Consider the following 15566-nt stretch of genomic DNA (forward strand, 5'->3'; position numbering starts at 1 on the left):
GGGACCATGTTCGACGAACTGGTGGCCGAAGCCGACGCGGTGTCCGTCGACGGCTGGGACTTCTCGTGGCTCGACGGCCGCGCGACCGAGCAACGCCCGTCGTGGGGCTACCAGCGGCTGCTGGGCGAACGCCTCGCCGACGTCCACGCGGCCCTCGACCTGGAAACCGGCGGCGGCGAGGTCCTCGACGGCTGCCCGGCGCTGCCACCACTGATGGCGGCGACGGAGTCCTGGCCGCCGAACGTCGCTGTCGCGTCGGAGTTGCTGCGGCCGCGCGGAGTCGTCGTGGTGGCGACTTCGGACGAACCGCCGCTGCCGTTCGCGGACGACCTGTTCGACCTCGTGTCCAGCCGCCACCCGGTCCGGACGTGGTGGGCCGAGATCGCCCGCGTGCTGCGCCCGGGCGGGACGTACTTCTCCCAGCAGGTCGGCCCGGCGAGCGTGTTCGAGCTGGTCGAGTACTTCCTCGGCCCGCAGCCGGCCGACGTCCGCGAGGGCCGCCACCCGGACCACGCCGTCGCCGCGGCTTCGGAGGCCGGTCTCGAGGTCGTCGACTTGCGCTCGGAGTCGCTGCGCACCGAATTCCGCGACATCGGCGCGGTGGTCTACTTCCTGCGCAAGGTGATCTGGATGGTCCCGGGATTCACGGTCGAGCAGTACCGGCCGCGCCTGCGGGAGCTGCACGACCTGATCGAGCGCGACGGCCCGTTCGTCGCCCACACGACCCGGTTCCTCATCGAAGCTAGGAAGAACGAGGCCCGGAAGAACGAGGGTCGGAAGATCGAGGCCCGGAAGCCCTGACGATCGCCGCTTCGACGCCGTCGAGCAGCAGCTCCAGCCCCGCCTCGAACGACAGCCGCGCCTCGCGCTCCAGGTAGGGCTCGCCGTCCGGGACCGCGGCCATGTCCGCGCCGAGGGCCGACACCGTCGGGAAGCGGGCCGGGAGGTCGGGGACCAGCTCGCCGAGCAACGCCGAGCGGGCGTACCACCAGTCCTCTTCGGACTGCCCCGTCTCGCGCGACGCCTGACGCGACTCCGCCGCCGACTGGACCGAGCCGCGCACGACGTTGAACAGCGCCGACACCACCCAGCGCACGCGCGGCAGCGGCAGGCCCGTCTCCGCCAGGACGCGCAGCAGCGTCTCCTGCACGTGGAACTCCCCCGGCCCGAGCACCGGCCGCGCCGGGGAGACCTGCAGCAGCCACGGGTGACGCAGGTGCAGGTCCCACAGCTCGTCGGCCAGGGCCAGCGCCGCCGCCCGCCAGCCACTTGCCAGGTCGGGGTCCCCGGGCAGCTCGCCGAGCGTCCGGTCGTACATCAGGTCGACCAGCTCGGTCTTGCCCGGCACGTACGTGTAGAGCGCCATCGCCGTGCGGCCGAGCCGCTCCCCGACCGAGCGCATGGACAGCGCCGCCATGCCGTCGGCGTCGGCGATCCCGATCGCCGCGCCGACGATCGCCTCGACGCTCAGCCCCGGCTTGGGCCCGGGACCGGTGCGCGGGGCGCCGACGCGCGGGCCCCACAGCAGCTCCATGGACCGCCGGGCGTCGCCCTGACCGGCGAAGACGACCACCTTGCCGACTCCTTACAGCCTAAAGTATTGTTACCAGAGCAATCACCTTACAGCCTAAAGTATCAAGAAGGACGGTATGACCTCACCCAGGCGGGCCGCCGACACCCACGACGTGATCGAGGTCCGGGGGGCCCGGGAGAACAACCTGACCGGCATCGACCTGGACATCCCGAAACGCCGGCTGACGGTGTTCACGGGCGTGTCCGGCTCCGGCAAGTCGTCCCTCGTCTTCGGCACCATCGCGGCCGAGTCCCAGCGCATGATCAACGAGACCTACAGTGCCTTCCTCCAATCGTTCATGCCGAACCTCTCGCGCCCGGACGTCGACCTGCTGGAGAACCTGAGCGCCGCCATCGTCGTCGACCAGGAGCGGATGGGGGCCAACTCCCGCTCGACCGTCGGCACCGCGACCGACGCCCACACGATGCTGCGCATCGCCTTCTCCCGGCTCGGCGAGCCGCACGTCGGTACGTCCGGCGCGTTCAGCTTCAACCTGCCCGAGGGCATGTGCCCGGCGTGCGAGGGTCTCGGCCGGGTGTCCGACCTCGACGTCCGCGCCCTGCTCGACTTCGACAAGTCCCTCAACGACGGCGCCATCCAGGTACCCGGCTTCACCCCGGACACCTGGTACGTCCAGACCTACCTCGCTTCCGGTTTCTACGACCCGGACGCCAAGATCCGGGACTACACCCCGCAGCAGCTCGACGACCTGCTGCACAAGGACTCCTGCAAGGTGAAGGTCGGCAAGACCAACGTCACCTACGAGGGCCTCGCGGTGAAGGTCAAGCGCCTCTACCTGCACAAGGACACCGAGTCGCTGCAGCCGCGCCTGCGCGGGTTCATCGAGAAGGCGGCGGCCTTCAGCACCTGCGCCACCTGCGGCGGCGCCCGGCTGAACCAGGCCGCGCTCTCGTCGACGATCGACGGCCGGAACATCGCCGGCTGCTCGGCCATGCAGATCAGCGACCTCGCCGAGTTCGTCCGGAAGCTCGACGAACCCTCGATCGCGCCGCTGCTGGGCAACCTGCGCGACACGCTCGACTCGCTGGTCGAGATCGGCCTCGGCTACCTCTCGCTGGACCGCGAGTCGGGCACGCTGTCCGGCGGCGAGGCGCAGCGCGTGAAGATGGTGCGCCACCTGGGTTCGAGCCTCACCGACGTCACGTACGTCTTCGACGAGCCGACCGTCGGCCTGCACCCGCACGACATCGAGCGGATGAACAACCTCCTTCTCTGCTTGCGGGACAAGGGGAACACGATCCTGGTCGTCGAGCACAAGCCGGAGACCATCGGGATCGCCGACCACGTCGTCGACCTCGGTCCCGGCGCGGGCAAGGCCGGCGGACGGCTCTGCTACACCGGCGACCTCGACGGCCTCCGCGCGTCCGGCACGCTCACCGGGCGCCACCTCGACCACCGCGTCACCGTGCGCCCGGAGGTCCGCGCGCCGGCCGGGCACCTCCGGATCACCGGCGCCAGCCTGCACAACCTGCGCGACGTCAGCGTCGACGTTCCGCTCGGCGTGCTGACCGTGGTCACCGGTGTCGCCGGGTCCGGGAAGTCATCGCTGATCCACGGCTCCCTGGCCCACCGCGACGGTGTCGTGGTGGTCGACCAGTCGGCGATCCGCGGTTCGCGGCGGTCGAACCCGGCCACCTACACCGGCGTGCTCGACCCGATCCGGACGGCGTTCGCCAAGGCCAACGGGGTCAAGGCGAGCCTGTTCAGCGCCAACTCCGAAGGTGCCTGCCCGAAGTGCAAGGGCCTCGGGCTCGTCTACACGGACCTGGCGATGATGGCCGGCGTCGCGTCGGTCTGCGAGGAGTGCGAAGGCAAGCGCTTCACGCCCGACGTGCTGACGTACACCTTGCGGGGCAAGAACATCAGCGAGGTGCTGGCGATGCCGGTCACCGAGGCGCGCGAGTTCTTCCCGTCCGGCAACGCGCGGGCGGTGCTGAACCGGCTCGCCGACGTCGGCCTCGGCTACCTGACGCTCGGGCAGCCGCTGACGACCCTGTCCGGCGGTGAGCGGCAACGGCTCAAGCTGGCGATCCGGATGGCCGAGCACGGCTCGACGTACATCCTCGACGAGCCGACGACCGGGCTGCACCTGGCCGACGTCGACCAGCTGCTCGCGCTGCTCGACCGGATCGTCGACGCGGGCAACACGGTGATCGTCATCGAGCACCACCAGGCCGTGATGGCCCACGCCGACTGGCTGATCGACCTCGGCCCCGGCGCCGGCCACGACGGCGGCCGCGTGGTCTTCGAGGGCACGCCGGCTGCGCTGGTCGCCGACGCCACCACCCTGACCGCCCGCCACCTGCGCGAGTACCTGGGGAAGCCGTGACGGGCCTGCTCGACGTGACGGCGGTCCACCGGGTGACCCCGCGCACGGTGCGCGTCACCTTCACCGGCGAGGGCTTGGAGGCTTTGGAGGCGTGGCCGGACCAGCAGCTGAAGCTGATGTTCCCGCCGCCGGGACGCCCGGTGCGCCTGCCTTCCGCCGACGGCGACGTCATGCGCTGGTACCAGGCGTTCCTGGCGATCCCGGCCGAAGAGCGGCCGGTGATGCGCAGCTACACGGTGCGCGACCGGCGCCCGGCGCTCGCCGAGATCGACGTCGACTTCGTCCTGCACGGCGACGCGGGCGGCCCGGCCACGAGCTGGGCGCGCACGGCGGCTCCGGGTGACGTCCTCGGCCGGTACGGCCCGGACGCGGCCTACCGCCGTCCGCTCCCTGTGGCCGACACGGTGCTGCTGGCCGGGGACGAGACGGCGATCCCCGCGGTCTCCTCCCTGTTGTCCGAAGTGGACAACGCGGTGGTGTTCCTGGAGGTCCCGGACGCGGCCGAGGAGCAACCGCTGCCCGGCAACGTCCACTGGCTGCACCGGTACGGCGCCCCGCACGGGGCCGCGCTGCTGGACGCGGTGCGCGAGGCGAAGCTCGGCGACGGCTCGGTCTCGGCGTGGCTCGCCGGTGAGGCGGGGGTGGTCCGGGCGCTGCGCCGGCACCTGGTGGGCGAGCGCGGGCTCGGTAAACGGGACATCGAGTTCACCGGCTACTGGCGCCGCAAGCTCACGCAGGACGACGCGCCCACGCCGGAAGATCTGGCGGACGCCGCCGAAAAGCTCGGCTGACGGGCTCGCGGTCCGAGCCGAGCACTGCCCGGGTTTGCCACAGGTCCCGCCCATCGGCAGAGGTGCTCGGCAGTTCCCGCACAACCGCGGCCGCCGGCCGGTTGTCTCCGCGCTACTCTGGAGGCGATCGACCGGCGGGCCGGGCTGGAACTGGCGCCACGACAGGACATCGACGCGCGCCTCACCGGCCATTTGGCCGCGGATCTCGACGCCGGCCGGAGCGCGCTCTGACCGGGCGCGGCGCAGGAACCGGAACACGCGGCTGAGAATCGTTGTCGTCACGAATCCCACGTTACCGAACACGCGTGCGAACACCATCGCTAAACCGGGTGATCCTCGCGAACGCCGAGCGCAGCGAGATTTCCGTTGCGGCGCAAGCGAATCAGCAGCTCAGGAGCGACGAGAAGCCCCCGAATTCCAGGCTACCGGTGAGCACCGACAGAACCGGAATCCGAGAGAACCGGAATCCGCCAGAATCCTCACCACGTGACCGGCAGCGAATGGACGCCGTAGACCAGCATGTCGTTCTTGAACTCCAGCTCCTCGACCGGAACCGCCAGCCGCAGCGCGGGAATCCGGCGGTAGAGCGTGCCGTAGACCACCTGCAGCTCGACCCGGGCCAGCGTCTGGCCGAGGCACTGGTGCACGCCGTAGCCGAAAGCGACGTGGTGGCGGGCGCCGCGCGTGACGTCCAGCTCGTCCGGTGTGTCGAACACCGAGTCGTCGCGGTTCGCGATGTCCGAGGCGCCGATGATGCCATCACCGGCGTGGATGACCTGACCGCCGAGTTCGAAGTCTTCGACGGCGACGCGGCGGCGGCCCGAGTGCGTGATGTTCAAGTACCGCAACAACTCTTCGACCGCGCTGCGCAGCAGTTCCGCGTCGCCGGACCGGACCAGCTCCAGCTGGGCCGGGTTCTCCAGCAGCGCCACCGTGCCGAGCGCGATCATGTTCGCTGTCGTCTCGTGGCCCGCCACCAGCAGCAGCTGACCCATCCCGGCGATCTGCTCGGCGGTCATCGTGCCCAGCTGCGAGACCGCCAGGCGGCTCAGGACGTCGTCGCCCGGGGACGCCGCTTTCTTTTCCACCAAGCGGGAAAGGTAGGCGAGCAGCTCGTCGGTGGCCTTCACGGCCCCTTCGGGCGACGCGTCCATCGAGATCATCACCTTCGTGATGTCCTGGAAGAACTCGCGCTCCTCGTACGGCACCCCGAGCAGCTCGCAAATCACCAGCGACGGCAGCGGCAGCGCGAACGCCGGCACGAGGTCGACCGGCTTCGGGCCCGCCAGGAGGTCGTCGATCAGGTCGTCGACGATCTTCTGGATCGCCGGGCGCAGCGCCTCCATCTTCTTGACCAGGAAGTCGCCGGTCAGCAGCTTGCGCTGGGCCGCGTGCTCGGCGCCGTCCATGTTGATGAACGACTTGACGCGGTTGCGCCGCGCCGCCGACGCCGCGCTCTGGTGCGGGTAGCCGGGCCGGTCGGAATCGGCGCTCACCCGCGGGTCGCGCAGGATCGTGCGCACGTCTTCGAAGCGCGTCACCAGCCACGGCGTGCTGCCGTTCCACAGCTTGACGCGGGAAACCGGTTCGTCACGCTGCAGTTCCCCGAGCTCGGCCGGCGGGTCGAAGGGACACCGCCGGGTCATCGGAAAAGCGGGCACACCGTCCGTCATGAGGACCTCCCGAAGCCGCCGCACAGTTCGACAAGAAATTACATAGCTATGCTAAGCATCTTGTCGCGACTCCGCCACACTCCGTTCAGGCGACAGCGGGAAGTTCACACGAACACGAGGGACAACAGCTCGTCGACGAACGGCTCCACCAGCTCGGCCCCGGTCCGGTGCAGCACGCTGTGGAACAGCGCGACCCGCCCGTGCGCGCCGACGAACACCACCGCGGCCGCGCGACCCGGCGAAACCCGCAGCGGGTGGCCGGCTTCGACGCACCGCTCGAACGCCGCGGCCAGCCCGTCGATGACGTCCAGCAGCGGCCCTTCCGCACGCGCGTCCGGATCGGGCCGGGACGCGCCGTTCGCGAGCATCAGCCGGTAATGTCCGGGATGGTCCATGGCGAACGCGCAGTAGGCGTGGATCTGCGCCCGCACCCGGCCGACGACGTCGGTCTCGCCGAGCGACTCCTCCGCCGCGCGCATCGAGTCGCGCAGCCGCGCGTATTCGTAGTCCAGCAGCCCCTGCACGAGTTCCGCGCGGTCGGCGAAGTGCTGGTAGATGCTGGCCGGGGCGATCCCGACCGCGCGGGCCACCCCGCGGATCGTCAGCCCGTCCTCGCCGCCGAGCTCGGCGAGCAGCCGGGCGGCGGCCGCGAGGATTTCCCCGCGCAGCCGATCCCCTTCGCCCCAACGATTCCTGGTACGGCCGATTCCCGCGTTGTCCGGCACCCGCCCATTCATACGCCGGTGGCCGCCGCGGCCGTGTTCCGGGGGTCCCGGAATGACCATGGCGGCCACTCGCCGTCCTAAGTGGACTCAGGCGGTCAGGCTCGGGTACAGCCCGGTCAGGTCGCCGGAAAGCCCGGCGCGCACTCCCCGGCTGACGTCGTCGGCGAGCACCTCGTAGCGGCCCTGTTCGACACCTTCGAGAGCGAGACCGGCCACGACCGCCGGGTCGATCTTCGGGCCGTCGACGTGCTTGGCCATGTCGGTGTCCATGTACCCGACGTGCAGCGCGGTCACCTGCGTCTTCTGCGACGCCAGTTCCAGGCGCAGCGCGTTGGTCAGCGACCAGGCCGCCGACTTCGCCGCGGAGTAGGCCGCGACCTGCGGCGAGGTGAACCAGGACAGCACCGAAAGGACGTTGAGCACGGCGCCGCCGCCGTTGCGCTCCAGGATCGGCGCGAACTCGCGCGTCACGGCCAGCGTGCCGAAGTAGTGCGTGTCCATCTCCAGCCGGATGTCCTCGAGGGACCCGCCGAGCACCGACGCCCCAGTGGACGAGCCGGCGTTGTTGACCAGCAGCGTGACGTCCCCGGCGATCGCGGCGGCGGCGCGGACCGATTCGGGGTCCGTGACGTCGAGCCGCAACGGGATCACTCCCGGCAGGTCCACCGACTCCGGGTTGCGCGCGGCCGCGTAGACCTTCGCCGCTCCTCGTTCGACGAGGGCGGCCGCGAACTGCCGGCCGAGCCCGCGGTTCGCCCCGGTGACCAGCGCCACCGCACCTGTGATCTCCATGTCGAGCTCCTCTCGCATCTGACTTGCTCGTTGCAAGCTAGCTACCGGCGACCCTACGGCGTAAACTTGCTCCAAGCAAGCCAGCTCGAAGGGATCACACATGAGCCGTCGCATCACCTGGGAGGACGCCTCCTGCCCGATCGCCCGCGCCGCCGACGTCCTGGCCGAGCCGTGGACGCTGCTGATCCTGCGCAACGCCACCGCGGGCACGACCCGGTTCGAGGACTTCCGCAGCGAGCTCGGCATCGCCGACAACGTGCTGACGACCCGGCTCGGCAAGCTCGTCGACCGCGGGCTGCTGACGAAGCTCCCCTACCGCGACGGCGGCCGCACCCGGCACGAATACCGGCTCACGCAGGCCGGTTCGGACGCGCTCCCGGTGCTCCACGCCCTCGGCGCGTGGGGTGACGCCCACACCGATTCGGTGAGCGCGTACGGCCCGATGAAGCTCGTCCACACCGGCTGCGGACAGCTCACCCGGCCGGGCCCGAACTGCGACAGCTGCGGAAAACCGCTGGTCAGGGACGATCTGGCGTGGCGCGGCTCGTGGCTGAGCGAAGGTGAGATCCCGCTGGCCGAGCCGATCTCCTGAGCCCGGCGGGGCATCCTCGTATGCGTGGCAGCGCATGTCAACACTGCAAAATGGTTGGTAAATCACCACTAAACACGCAGTACGAAAGTCGGGTCACAAGCGGCGCCCGGATACGTAAATTCGGACCACAGCACACGCAAACCCGGCAAATTCCCCACAGCTGCCCCTACCGCGAGGAGCCGTCCCGATGTCCAGGAAGTACCTGCTGCCCGGAGCCGCTGTCGCACTGGCGATGATCGCCACCCCGATGACCGCCGCCCCGGCCTTCGCGGCCCCGGCCCAGGCCGAAGCGGCCACGATCGTCTACTACGACACCTCGGACGCCCCCACCTTCCGCGCCCAGATCAACGCCGGCGCGGCGAACTGGAACGCGGCGGTCTCGAACGTCAAGCTCGAAGAAAGCTCCTCGGGCGCCACGCTGCACTACACCGAAGGCAACGACCCGCAGGGTTCGTACGCCCAGACCGACGGCCACGGCAGCGGCACCATCTTCATCGACTACACGCAGGCCGAGGAGTACAACCAGACCCGCATCACGGCCCACGAGACCGGGCACGCGCTGGGCCTGCCAGACCACTACGAAGGCCCGTGCACCGAGCTGATGTCGGGCGGTGGCCCCGGCCCGTCGTGCACCAACGCGAACCCGAACGCGGACGAGTCCGCTCAGGTGGAATCCCTGTGGGCCAGCGGTTTCCGCGCGGCGGCCGGCACGCCGACCCGCATCTACGAAGTGACGATGCCGGTCAAGTGACCCGCAGCTGACGTCGTCGGGGGAGGCCGCACCGGGTACGCCCGGTGCGGCCTTCGCACGTGACGGAAGGGTCGACACGCGTGATTGCGAAGCCGACACGCGTGATTGGCGGGTCGACACGGCGTTCAGAGGCGGGAGACCAGGCGGTCCCGGGCCACCTCCAGGTGGGCTGTCATCGCCTTGCGGGCTCCCGCGGCGCTGCCCGCGACCAGGGCGTCCACGATCGTCCGGTGCTCGGCGATCGTCTGCTCGCCGAACGGCTGGTTGTAGTTCAGCCGGAAGAAGTGCAGGTGGCAGTGGGTGCGGGCGAACGCCTGCTCCACCGCGACGTTGCCGGCCAGGTGCAGGATCAGCTCGTGCAGCCGGGCGTCGTGCGCGGTCAGGGCCTTGTAGTCGCTGTACGCGTCGTCGACCGGGGCCGCCGGGCACGTCGCCAGCTCGGCTTCCAGCGCGGCGACACTCGCGTCCGACATCGCCGCCGCCGCCAGGGCCGCGGACGGCGGCTCCAGCAGCAGCCGCAGCGCGTACACGTCGTCGACTTCCTTGCGGTTCAGCAACTCCGTGACGCGGTAACCGCGCAACGGCAGCCGGCTGACCAGCTCCTCGGACTCCAGCCGCGCCAGTGCTTCGCGCACCGGCGTGCCGGAGACGCCGAGCTCGCGGGCGATCTCGTCGATGTTCACCCGCGCGCCCGGCTCGATGCCGTCGTTCATGATCAGCGCCCGGATCTGCTCGTAGACGCCGTCCGCCAGCACCTGCCGGTTCGGCAGTGCCTCGAGCCGTCGTCCGGAACTCACCCTGACTCCCTCATCGCTGGTGACTACAGGCTACTGCTTGCCCAGGATCTGGCTGCTCTTCTGCGCCATCTCGGCGAAGACGTCGTCGTCGCGCTGGTGCGCGAAGTACGCCTCGAACAGCGGCCGTTCCGCGTCCTGCAGCGCCGCGCCGTTGCCGTAGACGACGGCCGGGACGAGCGAGCCGTCCTTCATCATCGTGGTGAACACCGACAGGTCGACGCCCTGGCCCTTCACCGCCGCTGCCGCCGCGTCCATCGACGCCGGGATCGACGGGAAGAACGTACCGCTCGCGCCGGCGGCCGACTGGCAGTCCGGCGAACCCATGTACGAGACCCACTTCCAGGTCAGGTCCGGGTTCTTCGTGCCCGCCCAGATGTTGTTCCCGTTCGAATTGGACAGCAGCGCGCGCTTCCCGGACGGCCCGAGCACGGTGGGCGCGATGCCCACCTTGACGCCGGGCAGCTTCGCGAACGTGCCGGCCGTCCACGACCCCGCCGTCTCCATCGCCACCTTGCCCGAGCCGATCAGGTCGGTGTCGCTGATCGTCGCCTGACCGCCGGTGGTGAACGTGCCGATCTTCGGGGAGAACCCGCGGTCGGCCAGTGAGCGCACCCAGTTCATCGTCTTGGCGAACACCGGGTCGTCGTAGCCGAACTTCGTCGGCCACGTCTGCTTGTCGGCCAGGCGCCAGCCGGTGGTCATCGCGAACGAGCTCCACGTCGACTCGCCGATGAAGTCCCGCGAGGCGAGCTGGCCGGTGCCGAAGGTGGCGACGTGGTCCTTGTCGAAGCCGGGCTGGTCGCCGCGGACGCCGTTCTTGTCGACGCTCAGGTGCTCCGCGACCTTCTCGAACGTCCCGCCGTCGTCGGGGTTCCAGGTCAGCTTCGCCAGGTCGGCAGGGGTGTAACCGGCCTTCGTGATGGTGTCGACGTTGTAGTAGATCCCGGTCGCGGACCAGTCGAGCGGCAGCGCGTACTGCTTGCCGTCGGTGAACTTCCACGAGTCGACGCCGACGGAGAACCGCTTCAGGTCGAACTTGTCGCGGGCGACGAGGTCGTCCAGCGGCAGCAGCTGGTGCTGCGCGGCGTAGGCCTGGAAGTACTGGACGCTGTTCTGGAACGCGTCGGGCGCGGTGCCCGCGACGAACCCGGCGGTCAGCTTGGTGAAGTAGTCGTCCACGTTGTACTGCGTGATCTTCACCGTGGTGCCGGGGTTGGCCTTCTCGAAGGCGGACGCGCAGCTCTGGTAGGCCGCCGCCTGCTTGTCGTCCCAGGTCCACCAGTTGACGGTGTTCCCGTTGCCGCTCGCCGAGCCATCGCCGCAGGCGGCCACCAGGGCTCCCAGCGTCGCCACCAGGCCGATCGCCAAAGTTCTCATCTTGTCACTCCATTGTGGATGGTCATGGCCGCAGGATCGGCCGGAACCCTTCGAGTACCGCCTGGACGTCGTCCGCGCCGCCGGCGTCGTGGCCGTTGTATTCCCAGACGCCGATCTGCTTCGGGCCCTTGTAGGCGTGGTAGGCGCCGAACACCGTGGACGGCGGCACGATCCCGTCCATCAGCCCGGCGGAGAACCAGGCGGGCGCGGTGGCGCGGGCCGCGAAGCCGACGCCGTCGAAGTAGGACAGCACCTCGAACGTCCGCGCGACGGCGTCCCGCTTGTCGGCCAGGTACCGCGTCAGCTCGACGTACGGCCGCTCCCCCGCGATCAGGCTGGCCCGCCGGAAGTCGCAGAGGAACGGGGCTTGGGCGTGCAGCGCGGCGACGTCCGGGACCAGCGCCGCCGCGGCGAGCGCGATGCCGCCGCCCTGGCTGTTGCCGAGCACCGCGACCCGCGCCGCGTCGACGACGTCGAGCGCGCGCACGGCGTCCACCGCGCGGGCCGCGTCGGCGAAGATCCGCCGGTAGACGTAGGTTTCGCGGCTGTCGATGCCGCGCGTCAGGTGGCCGGGGTACGCGGGTCCGCTGCCGACCGGGTCGGGGGTCACGCCGCCCTGGCCGCGGACGTCGACCTGCAGGTGCGCGTACCCGGCGGACGCCCAGGTCAGCTCCTGTAGCGCGCTCCCCCGGCTGCCGCCGTACCCGTGGAACTGGACGATCGCGGGCCGCGGGCCCTCGACGCCGCGCGGCAGCCGCAGCCAGGCGCGGACCGGGTGGCCGCCGAAGCCTGCGAACGTCACGTCGAAGACGTCGAGGGTCCGCAACGGCGTCTCGACCGGCGTGACTTCCAGGGCCAGGTCGTGGTCACGGGCGTCGTCGAGGGTCGACGTCCAGAATTCGTCGAAGTCGGCGGGGGCGGCGTAGTCGCTGCGGTACTCCCACAGCGCGGCGAGACCGAGGTCGGTGAGCATCAGAGTCCTTTCAGGACGGTGGACTCGCCGGCCCGCAGCCGCAGCTCGGTCTCCCGGCCGCGGAAGCGCACGCGCACCACGCCGGCCGGGTCGCCGGACAGCCGCCGCAGCACGGCGTAGACCAGCTCACCTTCGCGCCATTCGAGGTCCACCGCGAGCCCACCGCGGCAGCGCAACCCCCGCGCCTCGCCGTTCGCCCACTCCGCGGGCAGCGCCGGGAGCAGCGTGACGACGTCGTTCTGGCTCTGCAGCACCAGTTCCACGAGCCCGGCGGGGAAGCCGTAGGTGCCGTCGATCTGGAACGGCGGGTGCGTGCTGAACAGGTTGGGCAGCAGCCCGCCCCACTCGGAGCCGTCGACCGGCGCGTCGCGATGACGGTCGCCGGTGAACGGCTGCGACGCCTCGCCGAGCAGCTTCCGGGCGGTCTCGCCGTCGCCGAGCCGCGCGCGCAGGGCGATCTTCCAGGCCCACGACCAGCCCATCGCGCCTGGTCCACGGCGTTCGAGCAGCACTCGCGCGGCTTCGGCGAGGTCCGGTGTCGCGACGGCGTCGATCTGCCCGAGCGGGTAGAGCGCGACCATCTGGGACATGTGCCGGTGCGCCGGATCGTCCTCGGGGAGGTCCTCGGCCCATTCCTGCAGCCAGCCGCCTTCCGTGATCGCCGGCGGACGCAGACGGGGCAGCGCGAGGGCGATCTCGGCGCACAACGGATCGTGGACGTCGAGCGCGTCCGCCGCGGCGAGGCAACGCTCGAACACCGCGCGGATCAGCGCGATGTCCATCGTCACCGAGTACGTCAGCGACTCCGTCGTCCCGGCTTCGGACAGGAAGAGGTTCTCCGGGGACGTCGACGGGCACGTCTCCAGGAAGCCGTCTCGTTCGACCAGCCAGTCCAGGCAGAACTCGGCGCACCCGCGCAGCAGCGGCCACGCCGTCTTCTCGAGGAACACGCGGTCGCGGGTGAAGTCCCAGTGCTCCCAGGCGTGCTGGACCAGCCACGCGCCACCCATCTGCCAGAGCGCCCACGACGGGTTGCCGTGCCCCATCCCGACCGGCAGCGCCCAGCCCCACGGGTCGGTGTTGTGGTGGGTGACCCAGCCGCGGGCGCCGTACAGCTCGCGCGCGACGTCGGCGCCGGTGACCGCGAGCTTGCCGAGCAGGTCGAACAGCGGGAGGTGGCACTCGCCGAGCCCGGTCGTCTCGGCGGCCCAGTAGTTCATCTGGGTGTTGATGTTGACGGTGTAGTTCGACGACCAGGCCGGGCGGAGGTCGTCGTTCCAGATGCCCTGCAGGTTCGCCGGCGGCGCACCGGGCCGGGACGCGCCGGCCAGGAGGTAGCGGCCGTACTGGAAGAGGACGGTGGCGGTGAGCTGCTCGTCCGTTCCGGACAGCAGTTCGGCGACGTCGTGGGTGCCGCCGCGTCGGTCGCCGATCCTGAGCGAGGACGCGCTCAGCAAGGGCCGCAGGTCGGCTTCGTGCGCGCGTCGCAGCTCCGCCGTCCCGGTCTTGATGGCCTGCTCGGCGAGGACCGCGGCGCGTCGACGGTGCTCGTCGCGGGTGTGCTGGCGGTCGCCGATCCAGGCGTCGTACGCGCTGGTCGAGCTGGCCAAGGTGATCAGGACCTGGGTGCGGGTGCGGCTGACGCGGACGGCGACCGCGGCGAAGGGGTCGTAGCCGTCCGCGGTGCCGTACCGCAGCGGCTCTTCCACCTGCGGTTCGTGCCGCGGCGCGCCGTCGACCGGGATCTCGATGCCCAGGTCGAGCCCATCTCGCGAGACCTCCCGCAGCCGTGTCGACACATCGACGTCGACGTCCAGGGGCCCGGACGACGTCAGTGCGACGCACAGTGCCTGCGCGGGACGGCTCACCCAGGTCGTCCGCTCGACGTCGTGACCGCCGATGGTGAGCCGTTCGGTCGCGACGCCGTTGTCGAGGTTGAGCGTCCGGCCGTGGGAGGTGCCTTCGGGCAGCGTCAGCCAAAGGTCGACGTACGGCAGGAACTCCTGGCTGTACGGGCCTTCGAACGCCATCAGGAGGTCCTCGGCGCGCCGGAAGTCCTGCGCGAACACGGCTTCGCGCACCTCGCCGAGCTGGTCCGGTCCGGCGTCGATGTCCTTCAAAGCAGACGCGGGACCATTCGGCGTGCCGGACCAGACCGTGGCGTCGTTGACCTGGATCCGCGTGCGTCCGGCGCCGCCGAAGACCATTGCGCCGAGCCGGCCGTTGCCGATCGGCATGGCCTCGGTCCATTCCGCGGCCGGGTGTGGCCAGGAGAGCAGGAGATCGGTCATTTCAACCCCGTGAAGCCGATCGAGTTCACCAAGCGGCGGCCGAACGCCACGAACAGCAGGAGCATCGGGAGCGCGGCGACGAGCGTGGCGGCCATCAGGCCGGCCCAGTCCAGGGCCGCCTGCGGCGACGACTGCTTGAACACCGCGAGCGCCAAGGTCAGCGGGCGGACGGTGTCGTCGTTGGTGACCAGCAGCGGCCACAGGTAGTCGTTCCAGGTGTTGATGAACGTCAGCAGGCCCAGGGTCGCAATCGGGGCGGCGCTCATCGGGAGCACGATCCGGAAGCAGACGCGCAGCGGGCCGGCGCCGTCGATGATCGCGGCTTCCTCGATCTCGGTGCTGATGCCGAGCATGAACTGGCGCAGGAAGAAGATGTTGAACGCGGAGAAGAACGCCGTCGGCAGGATCATCCCGCCGAAGCTGTTGAGCAGACCGAGGTCCTTGACCAGCACGAAGTTCGGCAGCAGCGTCAGCACCTGCGGCACCATCAACGCGGTCAGCAGCACCGCGAACAGCGCGTTGCGCCCCTTCCACCGCAGCCGCGAGAACGCGAACGCGGCCAGCGCGGAGAAGAACACCGTGCAGACGGTGAGCAGCACCGCGTAGACGATCGAGTTCCGCAGCGCCGACAGCAGGTCGATCGACGCGGCCGACCCGCCCTGCGCGGCGGCTTCGGCCGGGGACGCCAGGCCGAGCGCGCGTTTGAACGCGCCCAGCGTGAAGTCGACCGGGACCAGTGAAGACGGGTCCGTCGCCATCGCGTAGTTGTTCGACAGCGCCGTCCGCACGATCCAGTAGAACGGGAAGATCGTCACCACCAGGACGATCACGAGGTACGCCCAGGCGACGAGCCGGCCCGGGGACAACCGTCTGCGCACGAC

The 15566-nt window shown here is 70.4% G+C and carries 14 protein-coding genes; 5 read left to right on the forward strand and 9 right to left on the reverse strand.

Going from position 1 to position 15566, the window contains the following annotated elements:
• Positions 1–6: 6 nt before the first annotated feature.
• The gene (locus OG570_RS04330) at positions 7–801 is read left to right on the forward strand and encodes a methyltransferase domain-containing protein (RefSeq protein ID WP_326955682.1); all 795 of its coding nucleotides are present in this window, start codon (positions 7–9) and stop codon (positions 799–801) included.
• Here the strand turns inward: OG570_RS04330 and OG570_RS04335 are convergent.
• Positions 743–1573, reverse strand: coding sequence for a TetR/AcrR family transcriptional regulator C-terminal domain-containing protein (locus OG570_RS04335; RefSeq protein WP_326955683.1), 831 nt, complete (start codon positions 1571–1573; stop codon positions 743–745). The genes OG570_RS04330 and OG570_RS04335 overlap by 59 nt on opposite strands.
• A gap of 76 nt (positions 1574–1649) precedes the next feature.
• On the opposite strand from OG570_RS04335, the gene OG570_RS04340 reads away from it, so the two are divergent.
• A complete protein-coding gene (locus OG570_RS04340) occupies positions 1650–3923 on the forward strand; it encodes an excinuclease ABC subunit UvrA (RefSeq protein ID WP_326955684.1) in 2274 nt (757 codons plus the stop codon).
• Positions 3920–4714, forward strand: a complete 795-nt coding sequence (locus OG570_RS04345) for a siderophore-interacting protein (protein WP_326955685.1) — start codon at positions 3920–3922, stop codon at positions 4712–4714. The genes OG570_RS04340 and OG570_RS04345 overlap by 4 nt, the downstream gene beginning before the upstream one ends.
• 479 nt (positions 4715–5193) lie before the next feature.
• Here OG570_RS04345 and OG570_RS04350 read toward each other — a convergent pair whose 3' ends face one another.
• The 3 genes from OG570_RS04350 to OG570_RS04360 form a co-directional block, all read right to left on the reverse strand.
• The gene (locus tag OG570_RS04350; RefSeq protein ID WP_326955686.1) at positions 5194–6387 is read right to left on the reverse strand and encodes a cytochrome P450; all 1194 of its coding nucleotides are present in this window, start codon (positions 6385–6387) and stop codon (positions 5194–5196) included.
• Positions 6388–6491: 104 nt separating this feature from the next.
• On the reverse strand, positions 6492–7055 hold the full coding sequence (locus tag OG570_RS04355; protein WP_326951784.1) for a TetR/AcrR family transcriptional regulator: 564 nt from the start codon (positions 7053–7055) through the stop codon (positions 6492–6494).
• Positions 7056–7199: 144 nt separating this feature from the next.
• On the reverse strand, positions 7200–7904 hold the full coding sequence (locus OG570_RS04360) for an SDR family oxidoreductase (protein WP_326955687.1): 705 nt from the start codon (positions 7902–7904) through the stop codon (positions 7200–7202).
• Positions 7905–8004: 100 nt separating this feature from the next.
• Between OG570_RS04360 and OG570_RS04365 the strand changes: the two genes are divergently transcribed.
• Both OG570_RS04365 and OG570_RS04370 read left to right on the forward strand, forming a co-directional pair.
• Positions 8005–8496 carry a winged helix-turn-helix transcriptional regulator gene (locus OG570_RS04365; RefSeq protein WP_326946526.1) on the forward strand — a complete coding sequence of 164 codons (492 nt, stop codon included), beginning with the start codon at positions 8005–8007 and terminating at the stop codon, positions 8494–8496.
• A 187-nt stretch (positions 8497–8683) separates the two neighbouring features.
• Complete coding sequence (locus OG570_RS04370) at positions 8684–9247, forward strand: snapalysin family zinc-dependent metalloprotease (RefSeq protein WP_326955688.1); 564 nt, start codon at positions 8684–8686, stop codon at positions 9245–9247.
• Positions 9248–9372: 125 nt separating this feature from the next.
• Here the strand turns inward: OG570_RS04370 and OG570_RS04375 are convergent, their stop codons facing one another.
• From OG570_RS04375 to OG570_RS04395, 5 genes are read right to left on the reverse strand one after another with little or no spacing between them, the layout of a single operon-like run.
• Positions 9373–10044: a GntR family transcriptional regulator gene (locus OG570_RS04375; protein WP_326955689.1), complete on the reverse strand. Its 672-nt coding sequence runs from the start codon at positions 10042–10044 to the stop codon at positions 9373–9375.
• Positions 10045–10074: 30 nt separating this feature from the next.
• Complete coding sequence (locus OG570_RS04380) at positions 10075–11421, reverse strand: ABC transporter substrate-binding protein (protein ID WP_326955690.1); 1347 nt, start codon at positions 11419–11421, stop codon at positions 10075–10077.
• 22 nt (positions 11422–11443) lie between these two features.
• Complete coding sequence (locus tag OG570_RS04385) at positions 11444–12394, reverse strand: acetylxylan esterase (protein WP_326955691.1); 951 nt, start codon at positions 12392–12394, stop codon at positions 11444–11446.
• Positions 12394–14685, reverse strand: a complete 2292-nt coding sequence (locus OG570_RS04390) for a glycosyl hydrolase family 95 catalytic domain-containing protein (RefSeq protein WP_326955692.1) — start codon at positions 14683–14685, stop codon at positions 12394–12396. The genes OG570_RS04385 and OG570_RS04390 overlap by 1 nt, the downstream gene beginning before the upstream one ends.
• The gene (locus OG570_RS04395; protein ID WP_326955693.1) at positions 14682–15563 is read right to left on the reverse strand and encodes a carbohydrate ABC transporter permease; all 882 of its coding nucleotides are present in this window, start codon (positions 15561–15563) and stop codon (positions 14682–14684) included. Before OG570_RS04395 ends, OG570_RS04390 begins: the two co-directional genes overlap by 4 nt.
• Between the last annotated feature and the right edge of the window lie 3 nt (positions 15564–15566).

The sequence above is a fragment of the Amycolatopsis sp. NBC_01286 genome (genome assembly GCF_035982555.1).
Classification (GTDB): Bacteria; Actinomycetota; Actinomycetes; order Mycobacteriales; family Pseudonocardiaceae; genus Amycolatopsis.

Coding starts and splice junctions, on each gene's coding strand:
- OG570_RS04330 (WP_326955682.1), top strand. CDS start 7: ATGTTCGACGAACTGGTGGCCGAAGCCGACGCGGTGTCCGTCGACGGC.
- OG570_RS04340 (WP_326955684.1), top strand. CDS start 1,650: ATGACCTCACCCAGGCGGGCCGCCGACACCCACGACGTGATCGAGGTC.
- OG570_RS04350 (WP_326955686.1), bottom strand. CDS start 6,387: ATGACGGACGGTGTGCCCGCTTTTCCGATGACCCGGCGGTGTCCCTTC.
- OG570_RS04360 (WP_326955687.1), bottom strand. CDS start 7,904: ATGGAGATCACAGGTGCGGTGGCGCTGGTCACCGGGGCGAACCGCGGG.
- OG570_RS04365 (WP_326946526.1), top strand. CDS start 8,005: ATGAGCCGTCGCATCACCTGGGAGGACGCCTCCTGCCCGATCGCCCGC.
- OG570_RS04370 (WP_326955688.1), top strand. CDS start 8,684: ATGTCCAGGAAGTACCTGCTGCCCGGAGCCGCTGTCGCACTGGCGATG.
- OG570_RS04380 (WP_326955690.1), bottom strand. CDS start 11,421: ATGAGAACTTTGGCGATCGGCCTGGTGGCGACGCTGGGAGCCCTGGTG.
- OG570_RS04385 (WP_326955691.1), bottom strand. CDS start 12,394: ATGCTCACCGACCTCGGTCTCGCCGCGCTGTGGGAGTACCGCAGCGAC.
- OG570_RS04390 (WP_326955692.1), bottom strand. CDS start 14,685: ATGACCGATCTCCTGCTCTCCTGGCCACACCCGGCCGCGGAATGGACC.